Below are 18,897 nucleotides of genomic sequence, written 5' to 3' on the forward strand. Positions count from 1 at the left end.
AAGGTCATGATGGTCTCGGTTCCTTAGGTGGCAAATGCGACAAGTTCATTACGAAGCGATTGCAGCACGCACACGCGCTGGGGATGTAGGGAAATGGGGTGCCTGGCGCACGAAAGCTGCGGTTTCGAGGGGGTGCGGCGGCATGCCATGCCATCTGCCCTCTATGCGTGCGGAGATGCACCTTCATGGCCAGATGCACGCGCGAACGGACTGATTCCAGGAACACCGCGGAACCGGCTTTGCCGGGCCGCTGGTGTTGCCCCGGTGAGGGGGTTGGCGCCACACGAAGTGGGCAAGCCTGGGGGAGAGCTTCATTGCGCGAAGTCGATCAGCACGCTTTTGAAGCGCAGGTTCGCCTCGACCGCCTGGCGCCCCAGGTCCTTGCCGATGCCCGACTGGTGGTATCCGCCGGTGGGGATGACGAAGTCGGCGCTGCGCCCGTAGCGGTTGATCCAGACGGTGCCGGCGGAGATGCCGCGCATCGCGCGCAGCGCCCGGCCGATGTCGGCGGTGTGCACGCCGGATGCGAGGCCATAGTGCTCGTGGGCGGCCAGTGCCAGGCCTTCCTCCTCGTCGCCGAAGGTCTGCACCGTGAGCACCGGCCCGAAGATCTCTTCCCGCACCGCCGGGTTGGCCGCGTCCACGCCCTCGATCAGCGTGGGCCGGAAGTAGGCGCCGCCGGGGCCGCCGTCGAACAGGCCGCCGCCGCAGCGCACGCTGCCGCCGGCCTCGCGCGAGCGATCGACGATCTCCTGGATGCGCCCGGCCTGCGGCGCGGAAATGATGGGCGGCAGCGTGGCCGCGTCGTCCCAAGTCGCGCCCGGACGCAGCGCTTCGAAGCGCGCCGCGATGCGCTCGACGAGCGCCTCGGCGATGCCGCGCTGCACGATCAGCCGCGACCCCGCCACGCAGACCTGTCCCGCGTTGCCGGCGATCGCGCCGGCGATCATGCCGGCCAGGCGGTCCACATCGGGCGCATCGTCGAACACCAGCTGCGGGCTCTTGCCGCCGAGCTCCAGCGTCACCGGCTTGGGGCCGGTCAGGGCGCAGGCGGCCATGATGGCGGCGCCGGTGCGGGTGGAGCCGGTGAAGGTCATTTTGGAGATCAGCGGATGGCGCGAGAGCGCGTCACCGGTGGTGCGGCCGTCGCCCTGCACGACGTTGAAGAGCCCGGGCGGCACGCCGGCCTCGACGGCCAGCTCGGCCAGGCGCAGCGCGGAGTAGGGCGTCAGCTCCGAGGGCTTGAGCACCACCGCGTTGCCGGCGGCCAGCGCGGCGCCGACCTTCCACGACACCATGACCAGCGGAAAATTCCACGGCGTGATGGCGCCGACCACGCCATAGGGCTCGGCCACCACCATGCCCAGATGGTCGTGGCGCGTGGCCGCGACCTCGCCGCCGAGCTTGTCCGCGTACTCGGCGAAGAAGCGCAGGCCCTCGGCCGTGAACGGGACGTCCCAGGCGATGGCGTCGCGCACCGGGCGCGTGGAGCACACGGCCTCCAGCGGCCCGAGCCGCGCCGCGTCGGCTTCGATCAGGTTGGCCCAGCGGCGCAGCACCCGCGCGCGGTCGCGCGGCGCGCGGCGTGCCCAGTCGCTCGCGCGCCACTGGCTCCAGGCATCGCGCACGGCTGCGTCCACCGTGTCTGCATCGGCCAGCGGAAGCTCGGCATGCGCTTGGCCGTCGGAAGGCCGTTGCACGACCATGCGGCCGGCATCGGGAACGAGGCGTCCGCCGATGAAGTGGCCCGAGGGCACGTGGATCTGTCGCGGGTCGAAGACTTGCATGGTGGACTTTCGATGGAGATCTGTCGCCGAAACGCGCGCTCGCGAAACGGCGCTCGATGCTAGGCAGGTTGGCGCGGCATTTGTGTGCGTAAGCGCGCGCGCTGCCGCATCGAATTGCGAAACCAGGGGCCACGACAGGCGAAGCTTGCAAGTTGCGGCGAAGCGCGAATTGGGTCTGGCGAAAGGCGCGGATGTCGTCCAAGATGAGCTGCCTTTCGCTGCACAAAGACCTTCCGATGCCTGCTCAGACACCGAATGCACCTGCTCTCGACGGCGTGGTGCTGCGACCGATGACCGCCGCTGACCTGCCGCCCGCACATGCGCTGACGGCCGAGCTGCGCTGGCCGCACCGACCCGCGGACTGGGAGCAGGTATTCGCGCACGCCGAGGGCATCGTCGCCGAACGCGACGGCGAGCTCGTCGCCACCGCGCTGCGCTGGCGCTGGGGCGAGCGTCACGCCACCATCGGCCTGGTGATCGTGGCGCCGGCCTGCCAGGGTCGCCGCCTCGGCCACCGGCTCATGAGCACGCTGCTCGAGGGGCTGGACGCGCACACGGTGCTGCTGCATGCCACCGCCGACGGGCGCGGCCTGTATGAACGGCTGGGCTTCGTGCGCACCGGCGAGCTGCGCCAGCACCAAGGCACGGCGCAGCCGGCGCCGCTGGTCGCGCTGCCGTCCGGCTGGCGGCTGCGGCCGGCCGGCCTGCACGAGGCGCCGGCGCTGCGGGCCCTCGATGCGGCGGCGCGCGGCATGCCGCGCGAGGCGCTGATCGATGATCTGCTGGCCAGCGCCGACGCCTGCGTGGTGCTCGACCATGACAACGAGCCGCGCGGCTTCGCGATGCTGCGCCGCTTCGGGCGCGGGCATGCGATCGGCCCCGTGGTCGCGCCCGACGTCGAAGGCGCGAAGGCGCTCATCGCGCATCTCGCCGGCCTGAACGCCGGCCACTTCACGCGCATCGATATCGACTTCGCGAGCGGGCTGGCCGAATGGCTCGAGAGCATCGGCCTCTTGCGCGTGGATGCGCCGACCACGATGGTGCGCGGCGCGCCCCTTGCCACGCCGCCGGGCGGGCCGGCGCTGTTCGCGATCGTGACCCAAGCCGTCGGTTGATGGCATGGGCACGACCGCTTTCCTCTACAAGTCCGACCCGGTGCGCGGCCGCCAGTGGGCCGAGGTGTTCCGGCGCCGCGCGCCCGAGATCGACTTCCGCATCTGGCCCGACATCGGCGACCCCGCGCAGGTGCGCTTCCTCGCGGCCTGGGAGCCGCCGCCGCAGCTGGCCGAGCGCTTCCCGAACCTGAAGGTGCTGTTCTCTTCCGGCGCCGGCGTCGACCAGTTCGACTTCGCGGCGCTGCCGCCGGACTTGCCGGTGGTGCGCATGGTGGAGCCCGGCATCGTGCAGGGCATGGTCGAGTACGTGACGCACGCGGTGCTCGGCCTGCACCGCGACGTGCCGCGCTACCGTCGCCAGCAGCAGCAGGGCCAGTGGCGCCCGCTGCCGGTGCGGCCCGCGGGCGAGCGGCGCATCGGCGTGCTCGGGCTCGGCTCGCTGGGGCAGGCCGTGCTGGCGCAGCTCGCCGGCCTGGGCTTCGACTGCGCGGGATGGAGCCGCTCGCGGCATGCGGTCGACGGCGTGCAATGCCATGCCGGCGCCGACGAGCTGCCGGCCTTCCTCGCGCGCACCGAGATCCTCGTGTGCCTGCTGCCGCTGACCGATTCGACGCGCGGTTTTCTCGATGCGCGGCTGTTCTCGATGCTGCCCGAAGGCGCGGGCCTGGTGCATGTCGGCCGCGGGCCGCAGCTGATCGATGCCGACCTGCTGGCCGCGCTCGCCAGCGGGCAGATCGGCGATGCCGTGCTCGACGTGACCGACCCCGAGCCGCTGCCGCCGGAACATGCCTTCTGGCGCCATCCGAACATCCAGCTCACGCCGCACATCGCGAGCATGACGCAGCCCTTGAGTGCGGCCGAGGTGGTGCTCGACAACCTGCGCCGCTTCGAGGCAGGGGAAGCGATGCTCGGCCTGGTCGATCGCACGCGAGGGTATTGATCCTTCTTCGCTGCCCGCAACGGGCAGCGATCTCGACAGTATGATTCCGGCCCCAAGCCCATGCCATGCTTCTGCGCCGCCTCCTGATTCGACTGCTGTTGCTGGCCGTGTTCTTCAACACGGTCATCGGCATGCCTGCGCACGAAGCAGAGCATCTGCAGCAGAGCGCGGCTGCGGTGACGGCACTGTCGGCCCAGCCGGCAGACGAAGACGCCGATGCCTCGGAGCATGGCAGCGAGGCCCACGGCGCGTGCGCGTGGTGCCTCGCCCATGCGCATCCGGGCATCGCGCCCACTTCGTCGCCGGCCGTGCATGCATTGGCCGTGCAAGCCGGCCTTCCGCGGCCGCAAGCACCGGCGACATTCATCCCCAGCCCTGGCCGTTGGCCTTTCGCCTCGCGCGACCCGCCTCACGCCGCCTCCTGAGGCCCGCCGTTGTGGCGGCGCCTTTCGCTCCGCAGTCCCGCCGCCCGGCGTGAAGTCACGCGCCACGGGCGGCGTGTGTCCGGCCCTTGCCGGGCGCGCCGCTGCGCCCCCTTTTTTGCCTTGCCGAGTCTCCTCATGATTTCCATTCAACGCCCGGGGCCCAGCGCGCCCCTTCCCCTGGCACTCGCGGTCGCCGCGCTGTTCGCCGGCCCTGCGATCGCCCAGTCTTCCGGAGCCGGCCCCGAGGCCGCCCAACTGTCCACGGTCGAAGTGGTCGGCCGCACCGAGTCGGGCGCCTACCACGCCGACGAAGCCGCCGGCGCCAAGTCCGACTTGCCGCTGCGCGAGCTGCCCCAGTCGGTGCGCATCGTCACGCGCCAGGCCATCGACGACCTCGGCGCGACCAAGCTCGACGACGTGCTCGACTACGTCGGCGGCGTCTCGCGCCAGAACAGTTTCGGTGGCCTCTGGGACAACATCGCCATCCGCGGCCTGCCCGGCAACGAGAACACCGGCATGGCCACGCTGCTGAACGGCTTCTCCTCGAACCGGGGCTTCAACGCCCCGCGCGATCTGGCAGGCGTCGAACGCATCGAGTTCCTCAAAGGGACGGCGGCCGCGCTCTACGGCAGCAGCGAGCCCGGCGGCACGCTCAACATCGTGTCCAAGCGGCCGCTCTGGAAGGCGGCCCATTCCGTCGAAGGCTATGTCGGCAGCTACGGCCAGAAGCGCGGCGCGTTTGACAGCACCGGCCCGATCGGTGACAGCTTCGCCTACCGGCTCAACGTCGCGGTGGAAGACCGCGACAGCTTCCGCGACCACGTGAGCGCCGAACGCGGCGTGATCGCGCCGGCTTTCACGTGGAAGCTCGGCCGCGACACCGTGCTGGAGTATTCGGGCGAGCTCCTGCGGCATGCCACCCCGCTGGACCGCGGCGTGGTCGCAGTCAACAACCGCCTCGGCGCCATCCCGCGCAGCCGCTTCCTGGGCGAGCCCGCCGACGGCAAGGTGACGGTGGAGAACCAGACCCACCAGTTCATCCTGTCGCACGAATGGAACTCCACGTGGCGCAGCCGGCTGGGCCTGTCCTACCGCGAGACCTCGGTGAACGGATTCTCGACCGAGGCGGCGGCCCTGCGCGCCGACAACGCGACGCTCACGCGCCAGCGGCGTTTCCGCGATTTCGACTCGGACGACATCGCCCTGCAGGCCGAACTGCAAGGCAACGTGAAGACCGGCGCCATCGAGCACGAGTTGCTGTTCGGTCTGGAGAGCTTCCGCTTCAGCATGGATTCGCTCATGCTGCGCGCCAATCCGACGGCGGCACGGCCGTATGCGATCGATATCTACAACCCGGTCTACGGCCAGCCCCAGCCGGTGCCCGGGCGCAATACCGACACGCTGGAACACCAGCGCAACACCGCGCTCTACGTGCAGGACGCGATCAAGCTCGCGCCCGAATGGCGCCTGGTCGCCGGAGTGCGCGCGGACAACTACCGTCAGTCGCTCGAGAACCGCATCACCGGCACCACCGCCCGCCAGCAACCGTCGTCGAGCTCGCCGCGCATCGGCCTCGCCTGGCTGCCGACGCCGCAATGGACTTTCTATGCGAACGCCGGCCGCTCGTTCCGCCCCAACACCGGTTCCGACTTCGCGGCCCAGGGCTTCGAGCCGGAAACCGGCCGCGCGCTCGAGCTCGGCACCAAGTGGGAGAGTCCGGACCGGCGCATGGGCGCGACCGCCGCGCTGTTCGACATCCGCAAGCGCAACGTGCTGACCGCCGACCCGGTCAACAGCGGCTACTCGGTCGCCGCCGGCGAGATCCGCAGCCGCGGCCTCGAGTTCGACTTCGCGGGCCAGCTGACGACGAACTGGCGGCTCAATGCCAGCCTGGTGCTCAACGACGTGGAGATCACGAAGGACAACGCGCTGGAAGTGGGCGGGCGCCTGCTCAACGTCCCCCGTGTCAACGGCAGCGTGCTCGCGGTCTACGAGAACGCGTTTGCCAACGGGCAGCGCTATGGCATCGGCGGCGGCGTCACGCACGTGGGCAAGCGGCTGGGCGAGGCCCGCACGCAGGCCGAAGCCGATGCCGCGACGCCCGCCTTCGATCTGCCCAGCTACACCACCGCGAAGCTGGTCGCCTACTGGCGCATCAACCCGCGCCTGCGCGCGACGCTGGACGTCGACAACCTGTTCGACACCACCTACTACACCAGCTCCTACAACCGCCTCTGGGTGGCACCGGGCACGGCGCGCACCATCACCATCGGCTTGCAGGCCAAGTTCTGAACGCGAGCAAATGCCAACCATGCCCTCGACCGATCTTCCGCGCGCCACGGCCGCGGTCCATCCTGCCCTCGAAGCCGCCGGCGTAGTTGCCGGCTATGGCGGGCGCACCATCCTGCACGGGTTGGACCTCAGGGTCGAAGCCGGGGAGATCTACGCGCTGCTGGGCGCCAACGGCGCCGGCAAGACCACCACGCTGAGCCTGTTCCTGGGCTTCGTGCGGCCAGGGCGTGGTCGCGTGCGCGTGAACGGCGCCGACCCTGTGGCCGACCCGACGTCTGCGCGGCGCCAGCTCGCATACATCCCCGAGAACGTGGCGCTCTACGAGCATCTGAGCGCGCGCGAGAACGTGGCCTACCTGCTCGACCTCGCGGGCCAGCCCGCCGGCGTACAGGCGATCGACGAGGCCCTGTCATCCGCCGGCCTGGACGCGGCGGCGCACGGACGGCGCGTGTCGGGGTTCTCCAAGGGCATGCGCCAGAAGGTGTCGATCGCGCTGGCGCTGGCGCGCAAGGTGCCGGCGCTGCTGCTCGACGAGCCCACCTCCGGCCTCGACCCGCAGGCCACGGCCGAATTCAATCGCCTGCTGGGGCTGCTGCGTGCGCAGGGGGTGGCCATCCTCATGGTCACGCACGACCTGCTCAGCGCCGCCGACGTGGCCGATCGCATCGGCTTCATCGATGGTGGACGACTGGTCGAAGAAGTCGCAGCGTCGGGCTCGGAGCGCTTCGACGTGCGGTCGCTGCACCGGCGCTACGCCGGCCAGGAGGCGCAGCAATGAGACATCCTGAGTCAACCTTGCTCGCTGTACTGCGCATCGCGCGCGAGGAATGGCGGCTGCTGCGGCGCGACCGCGTCGCCGTGCTCGGATTGACGTTGCTGCTGCTGTTGACTGCCGTGGCCACCTTCACAGCCTGGGACCAGCGCCGCACAACGGACACCGAGCGCGCGCGCCACCAGGCGCAGGTGGACCACGAGTTCGAGGCCCAGCCCGACCGGCACCCGCACCGCATGGTGCACTACGGGCACTTCGTATTCCGGCCGCTGAATCCGCTGGCGGCTTTCGATTCCGGAGTGGATGCCTACACGGGCCACACGCTCTTCCTCGAGGGACATCGCCAGAACAGCGCCAACTTCGGCGACGTGCGGCAATCCTCACTGCTGCTGCGCTTCGGCCAGCTCACGCCGGCCTTCGTGCTGCAGGTGCTGGCACCGCTGCTGCTCATCTTCATCGGCCATGCGGTCCTGGCGCGCGAGCGCGAGTCGGGCACGCTGCGCATCCTGCTGGCCCAGGGCGTTCGACCGCGACACATCGTGGCGGGCAAGCTGCTGGCCCTGTGCGGCGTGGCCGCGCTGGTGCTGCTGCCGGCGCTGCTGGCGCTGAGCTGGATCGGCGCCGCAACACCGGCACCCGCGAGCCTGACGGCCGTGCTGGCGGCGGGCTACGGGATCTGGCTGCTGATCTGGGCCGTCGGCATCGTCGGCCTGTCGGCGTGGTTCGCGCGCGGGCGCGACGCTCTCGTGGCATCGCTGGCGGTCTGGGCGGTCAGCGTCGTGCTCGTGCCGCGCCTGGCGCCCGAACTCGCGGCCTCGGCCCTGGCGCTGCCCACGCGCTTCGAGACCGACATCGCGGTGGCGCGCGACCTGGCGGCACTGGGCGACAGCCACGACCCCGACGACCCCTACTTCGCCGGCTTCAGGAAGCAGGTGCTCGCGCAGTACGGCGTCTCGAAGGTGGAAGACCTTCCGGTCAACTACAAAGGCCTGCTCGGCATGGAGGGCGAGCGGCTGACCAGCGCGCTCTTCGAGCGCTATGCCAACGCCGGCTTCGAGCGCCAGGACGCACAGTTGCGCCGCGTCGACCGCTTTGCGCTGCTGAGCCCGGTGATCGCGCTGCGCCGCCTCTCGATGGCGGCCGCAGGCACCGACCTGCAGAACTACCGCCGCTTCGTCGAGCAGGCCGAGGACCATCGCTACCGGTTGGTGCAGGAACTCAACCGGCTTCAGGCCGAGAAGCTCAGCTTCGCGGAAGACCGTTCCAGCCGCGACAGTCGCATCGGCCACGCGCACTGGCACGACTTTGCCGAGTTTCGCTACGAAGCCGCACCGCCCATCGACGCGCTGCGCCGTGCGGCGCCAGCCGCTGGGGTGCTGCTGCTCTGGCTGGCGACGCTCGCGGGTATGTTGGGGCTGGCAGCGCACCGTCTGGGAAGGATCACGCGATGAGCTGGCTCGCCCATGAATGGCGCCTCCTGGCGCGCTCGAGACTCGCTGTGATTGCGCTGGCATTGCTGCTGGTTCTGTCGGCCCTGGCCGTCATTTCCGGCTCCTGCGAAGTCGCGCGCCAGCAGCAGACGATGGCGCGCCTGGCCGAGCTGCAGCAGCAGGATCTGGCCGTACAGTCGCGCAAGTACGCCCACGGCGGAGATGCCGGCTCCTCTGCGTACTACACCTTCCACGGCACCTGGGATGCACCGTCTCCCACAGCCTTCCTCGCGCTCGGACTGCGCGATGCCGCACCCTATGTGCTGCGCGTGCGCGCACTGGCGCTGCAGGCGCAACTGCACGAAGGCGAGAGTTTCAATCCCGAACTGGCACTGGCCGGACGCTTCGACTTCGCTTTCGTGCTGGTGTACCTGGCGCCGCTGTTCCTGATCGCCTTGTTGTACGACCTGGTTTCGGGCGAGCGCCGGTCGGGCCGGCTGAGTACGCTGCTGGCCATGCCCGGCGCCGGCCGCCGCCTCTGGCTGCGCCGTGCAGGCCTGCGCGCGGCGCTGGTTCTCGGCTGCCTCGGGCTGCCGGTGCTGGCCGGTGGACTCTGCAGCGGCACCACGGTGACAGCCCTGACCCCCGCACTGCTGGCCACGGCGGCCTACCTGGCGGTCTGGAGCGGCCTGGCGCTGATCGTGGCGACACGAAGCGGAAGCTCTGCCGCCAACGCAACGGCACTCATGGGCTGCTGGGCGGCGCTGACCCTCGTCCTGCCCGCCATCGCCAACGCCGCGCTTGCGCGCGCCGTGCCGGTGCACCAGGGCGTGGAGCTGATGCTGGCGCAGCGCCAGGCCGTGCACGGCGCGTGGGACCTGCCACCCGACGCCACGATGGAGAGATTCTTCCGCACCCATCCCGAATGGAAGCACACCGCGCCACTGCCTTCGGGCTTTCACTGGAAGTGGTACTACGCCTTCCAGCAGCTCGGCGACGAGAGCGTGGCGCCGCAGGTGGGGGCTTACCGCGAAGGCTTGCTCGCGCGCCAGCGCTGGACCGCACGCCTGGGTTGGCTGCTGCCGGGCGTCGGCGTGCAGGCCGCGCTGCATCGCCAGGCCGATACCGATTTGCAGGCGCAGCTCGCCTACCAGGATCGCATCGCAGATTTCCACGCGCGCTTGCGGGCCTACTACTACCCGTACTTGTTCAACGAAGTGCGCTTCGGTCCCCGCGACTTCGCCGGCCAGCCGCGCTTCAGCCCGTCGGCCGGGTCGGCGCAGACGCCTGTGGGTCAATTGCTGGGACTGGTGCTGATGGGCGCATTGGCGCTGGTACTGGGTGCGGCCGCCACCGGTCGAGTGCGCCCGATGTGAAGGCCCCTGGCGCATGCATGACGGCAGGATCTGCTGTGACGGCTCGCACAACCGCAGCCTGCTTTGTGCAAGGCCCTCAATGCAGCACCAGCGCGAGGGGCACGCGGCCTAAGCTTTTGGACATCCAAAGGCCCGACATCCGCCCCTCTATGACACACCCCACCGCACTACCCAACCTGGCCGCGCTCGATGCCATCGACCGCGCGCACCTCATCCATCCCGTCTCGCCCTGGCGCGTGCACGAAGAGCGCGGCCCCACCGTCCTCGCCTCGGGCCGCGGCGCGTGGCTCACCGATGCTAGCGGCCACGAACTGCTCGATGCCTTCGCGGGCCTCTGGTGCGTGAACGTGGGCTACGGGCAGGAAAGCGTGGTGCAGGCCGCGGCCGAGCAGATGCGCCGCCTTCCGTATGCCACCGGCTACTTCCACTTCAGCAGCGAGCCGGCCATTCGCCTGGCCGAGAAGCTGGTGCAGATCACGCCCGCGTCGCTGACCCGCGTGTACCTGACGCTCGGAGGCTCCGAGGCGATCGACGCGGCGGTGCGCTTCATCGTCCAGTACTACAACGCCATCGGCAAACCGTCGAAGAAGCAGTTCATCGCGCTGGAGCGCGGCTACCACGGCTCCTCGTCCACCGGTGCGGGCCTGACCGCGCTGCCCGCCTTCCACCGCGGCTTCGATCTGCCGCTGCCGACGCAGCACTACATCCCGTCGCCCTACGCTTACCGCCGCGCGGACGGCGCCGATCCGCAGGCGCTGATCGCCGCCTCGGTCGCGGCGCTGCGCGCCAAGGTGGCCGAGCTGGGCGCGGACAACGTGGCCGCCTTCTTCTGCGAGCCGATCCAGGGTTCCGGCGGGGTCATCGTGCCGCCCAAGGGCTGGCTGAAGGCCATGCGCGAGGCCGCGCGCGAGCTCGGCATCCTGTTCGTCGTCGACGAGGTCATCACCGGCTTCGGCCGCACGGGCCCCATGTTCGCGTGCGAGGCCGAGGGCGTGGAGCCCGACCTGATGACCGTAGCCAAGGGCCTGACCGCGGGCTACGCGCCGATGGGTGCCACGATGATGTCGGAGCAGGTCTATGCCGGCATTGCCGACGGCGCCCCGGCCGGAGCCTCGGTCGGCCACGGCGCGACCTATTCGGCGCACCCGGTCAGCGCCGCGGTCGCGCTCGAGGTGCTGCGTCTGTACGAGGAGGGCGGCGTGCTGGCCAACGGCCAGCGCGGTGCAGCCCACTTCGCGGCCGGGCTCGATGCGCTCGCCGCGCATCCGCTGGTGGGCGATGCGCGCCACCGCGGCCTGCTGGGCGCGCTGGAGCTGGTGAGCGACAAGGCGAGCAAGCGCGGCTTCGATGCGGCGCTCGGGCTGTCGGAGCGCATCTTCGCCGCGGGCTACCGCAACGGGCTGGTGTTCCGCTCCTTCGGCGACCACATCCTCGGCTTTGCGCCGGCACTCACCTTCACCGAAGACGAGTTCGCCCAGATGTTCACGCGCTTGAAGAAGACGCTGGACGAGGTGCTGGCCGCGCCCGACGTGCGCGCGGCCCTGGCCGGCTGAGCGCGCCCGGCGCACACCAGGACCAACGCACGCAGAATCGGGGCATCTCTCCTACCCGGCACCGCCATGTCAGAAGCCTTCAAGATCGACCGACTCGACCTGCGCATCCTGGCGCAACTGCAAAAGAACGGACGCATGACCAACGTGGATCTCGCGGACGCGGTGGGCCTTTCGCCCAGCCCCTGCCTGATCCGCGTGAAGCGGCTGGAGCAGGCCGGCTACATCGCCGGCTACGGTGCCCACCTGCGGCTCGAGAAGCTCGGCGACACGCTGACCGTGTTCACCGAGGTCACGCTGCAGGACCATCACCGCGAGGACTTCGTGCGCTTCGAGACGGCGATCCGCGAGGTGGACGAAGTGCTCGAATGCCACCTGGTGAGCGGCGGCTACGACTACCTGCTGCGCTTCCTGACGCGCGGCGTCAACCACTACCAGGAAGTGATCGAGGAACTGCTCGAACGCAACATCGGCATCGCGAAGTACTTCAGCTACATCGTCATCAAGTCGCCGTTCATCAAGACGCACTGTCCGATCGAGCGGCTGTTTCCCAACCAGCGCTGACCGGCGCTTCCGTTTCGTCCATGCCCGACACCCCGCCTCGCCCTTATCCGTCAGCCCGCTTCGTGCGGCTGGCCGAAACCGACAGGCCCGCGCTGACGCTGCAGATCGATGGCCATCCGGCCAGCGCGCTGGCCGGCGACACGCTGCTGGTGGCGCTGCTCAGCCACGGCCGGCGGGTGCGCGACAGCGAGTTCGGCGACGGGCCGCGCGCCGGCTTCTGCCTGATGGGCGCCTGCCAGGACTGCTGGGTGTGGACGCCGGCCGGCGAGCGCCTGCGTGCCTGCTCGACCCCGGTGAAAGCGGGCATGTCGGTGTGCACGCGGCCGCCGGCGCAGCATTGGCCGCCGACGCCGGACCTGCTGCAGTCCCTGCAGCGCCGTGCCGACGAGGCCGCAGCATGACAGCCGCATCGCTCGATCATCCCGCGCGCGTGGTCGTGGTCGGCACCGGCCCCGCCGGGGTGCGTGCCGCGCAGGCCCTGGTGCAGGCCGGCCTGCGACCCGTCGTCGTCGACGAAGGGCGCCGCGACGGCGGCCAGATCTATCGCCGCCAGCCCGAAGGCTTCAAGCGTCCCTATGCCAAGCTGTACGGCGCCGAGGCCGCGAAGGCGCAGGCGCTGCATCGCGACTTCGATGCGCTGCGCGCGCAGCTGGACTACCGACCCGACACGCTGGCCTGGAACCTGAGCGAGGGCGAACTGCACGTGGTGCGCGAGGGCGAGCCGCAGGCGCTGCCCTTCGATGCGCTGCTGGTGTGTTCCGGCGCCACCGACCGCCTGATGCCCGTGCCGGGCTGGCAACGCGCCGGCTGCTACAGCCTGGGCGCCTCGCAGATCGCGCTGAAGGCGCAGGCGTGCGCGATCGGCAGCCGCGTCGTCTTCCTCGGCAGCGGGCCGCTGCTCTACCTGGTCGCCTCGCAGTACGTGCAGGCCGGCGCGCAGGTGGCGGCGGTGCTCGACACTGCCCCGGCCGGCAAACCCTGGCGCGCGGTGGCCAGGCTCTTCGCGCGACCGCGGCTCGCGCTGCGCGGCCTGGCGCTGATCCGAGGCCTGCGCCGCGCCGGCGTGCCGGTGCTGCAGGGCGTGTCGCCGCTTCGCATCGATGGTGACGACAGCCTCGGTGTGCAGGCGGTCGCCGTGCGCGATGCCCAAGGGGCCGAGCAGCGCTTCGAATGCGACGCGGTCGGCCTGGGCTGGCACCTGCGCGCCGAGACGCAGCTGGCCGATCTTGCGCGCTGCGAGTTCGCTTTCGAGCCGCTGAGCCGGCAATGGCTGCCGCGCATCGACGCCGACGGACGCAGCAGCACGCGCGGCGTCTACCTCGCCGGCGACGGTGTGCGCATCCTCGGTGCCGATGGCGCCGAAGCTGCCGGCCGGCTGGCAGCGCTGGCGGCGCTTGCCGACCTGGGCCATGCCCCGGGCCGCGTGCTGTACGACGCCGAATCCGCCGCGCTGCGCCGCACGCTGGCGCAGATGGACCGATTCCGCGAAGGCCTGGCGCGGGCCTTCCCCTGGCCGCATGCGCAGGCCGCGGCGCTGCCTGACGACGCGGTGGTGTGCCGCTGCGAAGCGGTGACCGCCGGCGAGCTGCGGCGCTGCGTCAGCGAGATGGACAGCCGCGAAGTCAACCGTGCCAAGGCCTTCAGCCGCGTCGGCATGGGCCGCTGCCAGGGCCGCTTCTGCGGCCATGCATCGGCCGAGATCGTGGCGCAGGCCTGCGGCCTGCCCGTGGAACAGGTGGGGCGCTTGCGTACGCAGGCGCCGGTGAAGCCGTTGATGATGAACACACGCGAGCAAGCGCAATGAGCGGCACGACCCACGACACCGATGTACTGGTGCTGGGCGGCGGCCTGATGGGCACCACCGCCGCCTTCTTCCTGCGCCGCGAGCACGGCCTGTCGGTCACGCTGCTCGAGCGCGAGGTGGTGGGCCGCCAGGCCAGCGGCACCAACTTCGGCAACGTGCGCCGCCAGGGCCGCGCGCTGGTGCAGATGCCGCTGGCCAACCGCGCCCGTGCCGTCTGGGGCCGCGTCAACGAACTGCTGGGCGAGGACCTGGAGTTCGTGCCCTACGGCCACCTGCGCGTCTGCTACACCGAGAAGCAGGCCGCGGTGCTGGAGCAGCACGCGAAGGACGTGAAGCCGCTGGGCCTCGACCTCGAGCTCTTCAGCGCCGAGCAGCTGCGCCGGCGCTGGGGCATCTTCGCGCCCGAGGTGCTGAGCGGCTCGCTGTCGCCGAACGACGGCCATGCCAACCCGCGCCTGGCCGGCCCGGCCTTCGCGCGTGCGGCGCGGCGCGCCGGTGCCAACATCGTCGAGCATGCCGAGGTGATGCAGGTCGAGCGCGATGGCGCCGGCTTCGTCGCGCACACCGCGGACGGCCGGCGCTTCCGTGCGCCGCAGCTGCTGGTGGCCTGCGGCGCCTGGTCGAACCGCATGGCCGAGCAGTTCGGCGAAGCCGTGCCGATGAACGCGCGCGGCCCGCAGATGGGCGTGACCGAACCGCTGCCCTATGCGGTCGGCCCGTCGATCGGCGTCTCCTCGCCGATCGAGCACGAGGGCCTGTACTTCCGCCAGATCGCGCGCGGCAACATCGTCTTCGGAGGCGGGCTCAAGGGGCCGGCCTACGCCGACCTGATCCGTGCCTACGTCAAGCCCGACAACGTGCTGCGCCAGCTGCGCGAGCTGCGCCGCCTGGTGCCGGCCTTCGAGCACGTGCAGCTGATCCGCGTGTGGAGCGGCATCGAGGGCTACATCGCCGACTGGCAGCCGGTGATGGGCCCCAGCGCGCGCGTGCCGGGCCTGCACTACGCCTTCGGATTCAACGGCGAAGGCTTCGCGATCGGCCCGGGCGTGGGCGAGACGATGGCCGAGTTGATCGCGACCGGGCGCACGTCGACGCCGATCGAGAGCTTCTCGATTGGGCGCTTCGCTTCTGAGTTGGCGAAGCAAGCGGCCTGAAGGGGAAGAGAAGATGCCAGCGCGCGCTCGGCCACCTCGCAGAACCAGCGCACGCCCAGCGGCAGGGCGTCGTCGTTGAAGTCGTAGCAAGGGTGGTGCAGCGCGCGATCGCCCTCGGGACCCGGATCTGCGCGGCCCTGGCCCAGCCACAGGTAGGCGCCGGGCCGGCGCTGCAGCATGAAGGCGAAGTCCTCCGAGGTGAAGGCCGCGCGCGGCGCCGTGCCGGCCTGCAGGCCGATGGCGCCGGCCGCGGCGAGCGCGAGCGCGGCCTCGTCATCGGTATTGACCGTGGCCGGGTAGTAGCGCAGGTAGCTGACCTGCGCCTGGGTGCCGCTGGCCAGCGCCACACCGTTGACGGTGGCGCGCAGCGCGGCCTCGATGCGGTCCTGCGATGCGGCGTCGAAGCTGCGCACCGTGCCGGTGATCGACACCTCCGCCGGCAGCACGTTGTGGCTGTGGCCGCCTTCGATGCGCGTGACCGACAGCACCGCCGATTCGCCCGGGTCGATGCGGCGCGAGACGATGGTGTGCAACTGGGCGACGAGCTGGCTCGCGGCAAGGATGGCGTCGGGCGTGTGATGCGGCTGCGCGGCATGGCCGCCGCGGGCGCGCAGCACGATGTCGAAGCGATCGGCTGCGGCCATGATCGGGCCGGCCCGCGTCTGCGCGTGGCCGAGCGGCAGGTCGGGCCAGTTGTGCAGCGCATAGACGCTGTCGCAGGGGAAGCGCTCGAACAGGCCGTCCTCGATCATCGCGCGCGCGCCGCCTTTGCCTTCTTCGGCCGGCTGGAAGATGAAGTGCACCGTGCCGTCGAAGCGGCGCGTGCGCGCCAGCTGGCGCGCGGCGCCGATCAGCATGCTGGTGTGGCCGTCGTGCCCGCAGCCGTGGTGCACGCCCGGCATGCGGCTGGCGTGGGCGGAGCGCCCGAGCTCGACCATCGGCAGCGCGTCCATGTCGGCGCGCAGGCCGACGCTGCGCGTCCCGCTGCCGCAGCGCAGCGTGCCGACCACGCCGGTGCCGCCGACCCCTTCATGCACTTCGAGGCCGAGGAGCCGCAAAGCCGCAGCCGCCACGCCGGCCGTGCGACGTTCCGCGAACGCGAGCTCGGGATGCGCGTGCAGGTCGCGGCGCAGCGCGACCAGTTCGGGCAGCAGGTCCGCGACCGGCGCGGCGATCGCCTGCAGGCTCAACGCCCGGCCTCGACCGCATCGGCCAGCTCGGCCAGCGTGTGGAAGTGGTAGTCGGGCTCGGTGTGCTTGGACTCGAGCGTGCCGCCGGAGCCCTTCTGCCCATGGCGCCGCTCGATCCAGCAGGTGCTGATGCCCAACTGCTTGGAAATGCCGATGTCGTGGTACTGGCTTTGCGCCACGTGCAGGTTGTCGGCCTGCTTGTAGCCCCAGGCGCCCTCGAAGCGGCCGCGGGCGTAGGCGAAGTAGCGCGCATCGGGCTTCTCGCACAGCGCGTCGTCGCAGGAGAGCAGCATGTCGAAGGGAGAGCCCAGCGTCTTGTCGAAATGGGCCAGCGCCCACTGCTGCGCGTTGGTCATCGTCACCAGCTTGAAGCGCTTGCGAAGCCGCTTCAGCGCTTCCACGGCATCGGGGAACGCCGGCCACTGCGCCACCGAATCGCGCAGGCCCTGGGCGAGCGCGTCGCTGTCGGGCAGGCCCAGCTTCGGCGCGATGGCGTGCCAGCAGCGCTCCAGATCGTCGGGGTACCAGCCCGCCTTGCCGTCGGCGCGCGCATGGCGGTAGGCGGCGAGGAAGTCCTCGTCCGTCACGCGGGCCTCGGGCACGGCGGAGCGCAGATAGGCGAGCATGCCGCCCTCGAAATCGATCAGCGTGCCGACGACGTCGAAGGTGAGCACCTTGAAATCTTGCAGGGACATGAGAAGTTCCAGGGATGACGGCAATGCCGGTTGTCCTGAGCATAGGGGCCGCCTTCTGCATGGCCGAACCGAACTGGGCCCGCGCTGCGGCACAGGATTTTGTTGTCCGCGCGTTGCCGGCATCTTCTTCTGCCGCCGGTTCCTGCGGCCGGGGTTGCTGGTCCGCCGGTTAGTTGCGTTCGAAGCGCCTGCCGCTCAGCGCATCGTGATCCACTGCCATTCCAGCCAGTTGTCCGGTCGGTGGACGGCCTCGACATTGGCGCGCATCGCCCAGGGAATGACCTGCCGATGCAGCGGGATGTGATGCACCTGCTCTCCATGCTCTCGCATGGCCGCCTTGATGAGCGATTCGCGGCGCACCGGATCAGGCTCGATCGAAGACGCGGCGGCCAATTCGTCGAGCTTGGGATTGCGGTAGTCGCCGAAGTTGAAATGCCCGATGCCATTTGCGCCGCGCATGCGCAGTACCTGGGTCAAGGTGGACTCCGCATCGCTGACGGAGCCGCCCCAGCCAAACAGGTACATCGAGACGTCAAGCTTCTCGAGCTTGACGAAGAAGGTCGACCGCGGCTGGGCATTGACGTTGACGCGCACGCCGATCTGCGCCCACATGCCGGCCAATGCGATGCAGATTCGCTCGTCGTTGATGTACCGGTTGTTCGGGCAGTCGAGGATGATGTCGAAGCCGTTCGGATAGCCTGCGTCCGCCATGAGAGACAGCGCGCGCGCGCGGTCGAAAGGCAGGCGTTTCTCGAATGCGGGATCGTTAAAGACGGCGAGCGGCGAGGGCATGACGACGCCGGTAGGCCGCGATTGGCCGCGCATGACCGCACTGCGTAGCGTCTCGATGTCGACCGCGTGGTACAGCGCCTGGCGCACGCGCACGTCCTTGAACGGGTTGCGCCCCTTGACCGAGCTGTAGATCAGCTCGTCGCGGGCCTGGTCCATGCCGATGAAGAGGACGCGGTTCTCGAAGCCGTCGACCACCTTGACATCCCTGGCGGCACGCAGGCGATCGACGTCCTGCGGCGCCGGGTCCAGCACCAGGTCGACCTGTCCGGAAAGCAATGCCGCGGTGCGGGTGGCATCGCTCTTGATCGGCGTGTAGATCACCTCGCGGACATTGCCCTCGAAGCGGCCCCACCAATCGAGATTGCGCCGGAAGACAGTGCGCGTGTCGGGCTGCCGGGAAACGAGCACGAACGGCCCCGTGCCGTTGGCGTTGTGAGTCGTATGGCGCGTCTCTCCCGCCTTGAAGTCCTGCGGCACGGCGGCGTCGTGCGCCTCGCACCATGACTTGCTCATCATCTGGACCAGCGCCGCGTGCTGCAGGAAGATCGGATTGACTTGAGGCAGAGCGAACTCGACGGTAAGCGCATCGATCTTTCGCACCTCGCCGAGCGCACTCGCGTACGCGCGTATGCCCGAGGTCGGATGCCGCGCGCGTGCGACCGAGAACACCACGTCGTCGGCAGTGAAGGGCTGGCCTTCGTGGAAGCGCACATTCGGGCGCAGCTGCATGCGCCACAGCCGTGGACCGAGCTGTTGCCACTGCGTCGCGAGCGCCGGAACCAGCTTGAGCTGGCGGTCTCGCCCGACGAGCGTCTCGTACACCTGGCCGTTGATCGAGTTGGTCAGAACCTCGTTCTGCGAGTAGGGGTCGAGTGTCTGCAGGTCGCCCTGGCTCGCCCAGCGCAGCACCTGTGCCCAGCCGCTTGTGCCGATCACCAGCGAGGTCGCCAGGACGAGTGCCCGGAGCCCGATTCGTCTGCGCACCTTCGTCATCGTGATCTCCGCTGGGAT

Annotated in this window: 15 protein-coding genes and 1 pseudogene; 12 read left to right on the forward strand and 4 right to left on the reverse strand. The window is 70.2% G+C overall.

Translation table 11 applies throughout. The features are described from left to right. Positions 1-311: 311 nt before the first annotated feature. Complete coding sequence (locus tag AC3A6B_RS10805; RefSeq protein ID WP_487836713.1) at positions 312-1,787, reverse strand: aldehyde dehydrogenase family protein; 1,476 nt, start codon at positions 1,785-1,787, stop codon at positions 312-314. A gap of 236 nt (positions 1,788-2,023) precedes the next feature. Between AC3A6B_RS10805 and AC3A6B_RS10810 the strand changes: the two genes are divergently transcribed. The 12 genes and pseudogenes from AC3A6B_RS10810 to AC3A6B_RS10865 all read left to right on the forward strand — a co-directional run. Beyond that, positions 2,024-2,902 carry a GNAT family N-acetyltransferase gene (locus AC3A6B_RS10810; RefSeq protein ID WP_487836714.1) on the forward strand — a complete coding sequence of 293 codons (879 nt, stop codon included), beginning with the start codon at positions 2,024-2,026 and terminating at the stop codon, positions 2,900-2,902. 4 nt (positions 2,903-2,906) lie between these two features. Continuing rightward, complete coding sequence (locus AC3A6B_RS10815) at positions 2,907-3,842, forward strand: 2-hydroxyacid dehydrogenase (RefSeq protein ID WP_487836715.1); 936 nt, start codon at positions 2,907-2,909, stop codon at positions 3,840-3,842. A 65-nt stretch (positions 3,843-3,907) separates the two neighbouring features. Then, positions 3,908-4,267, forward strand: coding sequence for a DUF2946 family protein (locus tag AC3A6B_RS10820; RefSeq protein ID WP_487836716.1), 360 nt, complete (start codon positions 3,908-3,910; stop codon positions 4,265-4,267). 135 nt (positions 4,268-4,402) lie between these two features. Continuing rightward, on the forward strand, positions 4,403-6,559 hold the full coding sequence (locus AC3A6B_RS10825; RefSeq protein ID WP_487836717.1) for a TonB-dependent siderophore receptor: 2,157 nt from the start codon (positions 4,403-4,405) through the stop codon (positions 6,557-6,559). Between the two features lie 19 nt (positions 6,560-6,578). After that, entirely contained in the window at positions 6,579-7,337 is a 759-nt protein-coding gene (locus tag AC3A6B_RS10830; RefSeq protein ID WP_487836993.1) for an ABC transporter ATP-binding protein, read from the forward strand. Then, on the forward strand, positions 7,334-8,782 hold the full coding sequence (locus tag AC3A6B_RS10835) for an ABC transporter permease (protein ID WP_487836718.1): 1,449 nt from the start codon (positions 7,334-7,336) through the stop codon (positions 8,780-8,782). Before AC3A6B_RS10830 ends, AC3A6B_RS10835 begins: the two co-directional genes overlap by 4 nt. Continuing rightward, positions 8,779-10,137, forward strand: coding sequence for a DUF3526 domain-containing protein (locus AC3A6B_RS10840; protein WP_487836719.1), 1,359 nt, complete (start codon positions 8,779-8,781; stop codon positions 10,135-10,137). Before AC3A6B_RS10835 ends, AC3A6B_RS10840 begins: the two co-directional genes overlap by 4 nt. Before the next feature lie 149 nt (positions 10,138-10,286). Then, entirely contained in the window at positions 10,287-11,690 is a 1,404-nt protein-coding gene (locus AC3A6B_RS10845) for an aminotransferase class III-fold pyridoxal phosphate-dependent enzyme (protein ID WP_487836720.1), read from the forward strand. A gap of 66 nt (positions 11,691-11,756) precedes the next feature. Then, positions 11,757-12,251, forward strand: a complete 495-nt coding sequence (locus tag AC3A6B_RS10850; protein WP_487836721.1) for an Lrp/AsnC family transcriptional regulator — start codon at positions 11,757-11,759, stop codon at positions 12,249-12,251. A gap of 20 nt (positions 12,252-12,271) precedes the next feature. After that, positions 12,272-12,652, forward strand: a complete 381-nt coding sequence (locus tag AC3A6B_RS10855) for a (2Fe-2S)-binding protein (protein ID WP_487836722.1) — start codon at positions 12,272-12,274, stop codon at positions 12,650-12,652. Continuing rightward, a complete protein-coding gene (locus AC3A6B_RS10860; protein ID WP_487836723.1) occupies positions 12,649-14,055 on the forward strand; it encodes an FAD/NAD(P)-dependent oxidoreductase in 1,407 nt (468 codons plus the stop codon). The genes AC3A6B_RS10855 and AC3A6B_RS10860 overlap by 4 nt, the downstream gene beginning before the upstream one ends. Beyond that, positions 14,052-15,065, forward strand: a pseudogene (locus AC3A6B_RS10865) (NAD(P)/FAD-dependent oxidoreductase); the annotation flags it as partial. The gene AC3A6B_RS10860 and the pseudogene AC3A6B_RS10865, both read left to right, overlap by 4 nt. On the opposite strand, the gene AC3A6B_RS10870 reads toward AC3A6B_RS10865, so the two are convergent. From AC3A6B_RS10870 to AC3A6B_RS10880, 3 genes are all read right to left on the reverse strand, one after another. After that, positions 15,056-16,399: an amidohydrolase gene (locus AC3A6B_RS10870; RefSeq protein WP_487836724.1), complete on the reverse strand. Its 1,344-nt coding sequence runs from the start codon at positions 16,397-16,399 to the stop codon at positions 15,056-15,058. The pseudogene AC3A6B_RS10865 and the gene AC3A6B_RS10870 overlap by 10 nt on opposite strands. Beyond that, a complete protein-coding gene (locus tag AC3A6B_RS10875; protein WP_487836725.1) occupies positions 16,396-17,094 on the reverse strand; it encodes an HAD-IA family hydrolase in 699 nt (232 codons plus the stop codon). Before AC3A6B_RS10875 ends, AC3A6B_RS10870 begins: the two co-directional genes overlap by 4 nt. Positions 17,095-17,289: 195 nt before the next feature. Beyond that, a complete protein-coding gene (locus AC3A6B_RS10880) occupies positions 17,290-18,879 on the reverse strand; it encodes an ABC transporter substrate-binding protein (protein WP_487836726.1) in 1,590 nt (529 codons plus the stop codon). Between the last annotated feature and the right edge of the window lie 18 nt (positions 18,880-18,897).

The sequence above is a fragment of the Variovorax sp. Soil_C_33 genome (assembly GCF_057656935.1).

Coding starts and splice junctions, on each gene's coding strand:
- AC3A6B_RS10805 (WP_487836713.1), bottom strand. CDS start 1,787: ATGCAAGTCTTCGACCCGCGACAGATCCACGTGCCCTCGGGCCACTTC.
- AC3A6B_RS10810 (WP_487836714.1), top strand. CDS start 2,024: ATGCCTGCTCAGACACCGAATGCACCTGCTCTCGACGGCGTGGTGCTG.
- AC3A6B_RS10815 (WP_487836715.1), top strand. CDS start 2,907: ATGGGCACGACCGCTTTCCTCTACAAGTCCGACCCGGTGCGCGGCCGC.
- AC3A6B_RS10820 (WP_487836716.1), top strand. CDS start 3,908: ATGCTTCTGCGCCGCCTCCTGATTCGACTGCTGTTGCTGGCCGTGTTC.
- AC3A6B_RS10825 (WP_487836717.1), top strand. CDS start 4,403: ATGATTTCCATTCAACGCCCGGGGCCCAGCGCGCCCCTTCCCCTGGCA.
- AC3A6B_RS10830 (WP_487836993.1), top strand. CDS start 6,579: ATGCCCTCGACCGATCTTCCGCGCGCCACGGCCGCGGTCCATCCTGCC.
- AC3A6B_RS10835 (WP_487836718.1), top strand. CDS start 7,334: ATGAGACATCCTGAGTCAACCTTGCTCGCTGTACTGCGCATCGCGCGC.
- AC3A6B_RS10840 (WP_487836719.1), top strand. CDS start 8,779: ATGAGCTGGCTCGCCCATGAATGGCGCCTCCTGGCGCGCTCGAGACTC.
- AC3A6B_RS10845 (WP_487836720.1), top strand. CDS start 10,287: ATGACACACCCCACCGCACTACCCAACCTGGCCGCGCTCGATGCCATC.
- AC3A6B_RS10850 (WP_487836721.1), top strand. CDS start 11,757: ATGTCAGAAGCCTTCAAGATCGACCGACTCGACCTGCGCATCCTGGCG.
- AC3A6B_RS10855 (WP_487836722.1), top strand. CDS start 12,272: ATGCCCGACACCCCGCCTCGCCCTTATCCGTCAGCCCGCTTCGTGCGG.
- AC3A6B_RS10860 (WP_487836723.1), top strand. CDS start 12,649: ATGACAGCCGCATCGCTCGATCATCCCGCGCGCGTGGTCGTGGTCGGC.
- AC3A6B_RS10875 (WP_487836725.1), bottom strand. CDS start 17,094: ATGTCCCTGCAAGATTTCAAGGTGCTCACCTTCGACGTCGTCGGCACG.
- AC3A6B_RS10880 (WP_487836726.1), bottom strand. CDS start 18,879: ATGACGAAGGTGCGCAGACGAATCGGGCTCCGGGCACTCGTCCTGGCG.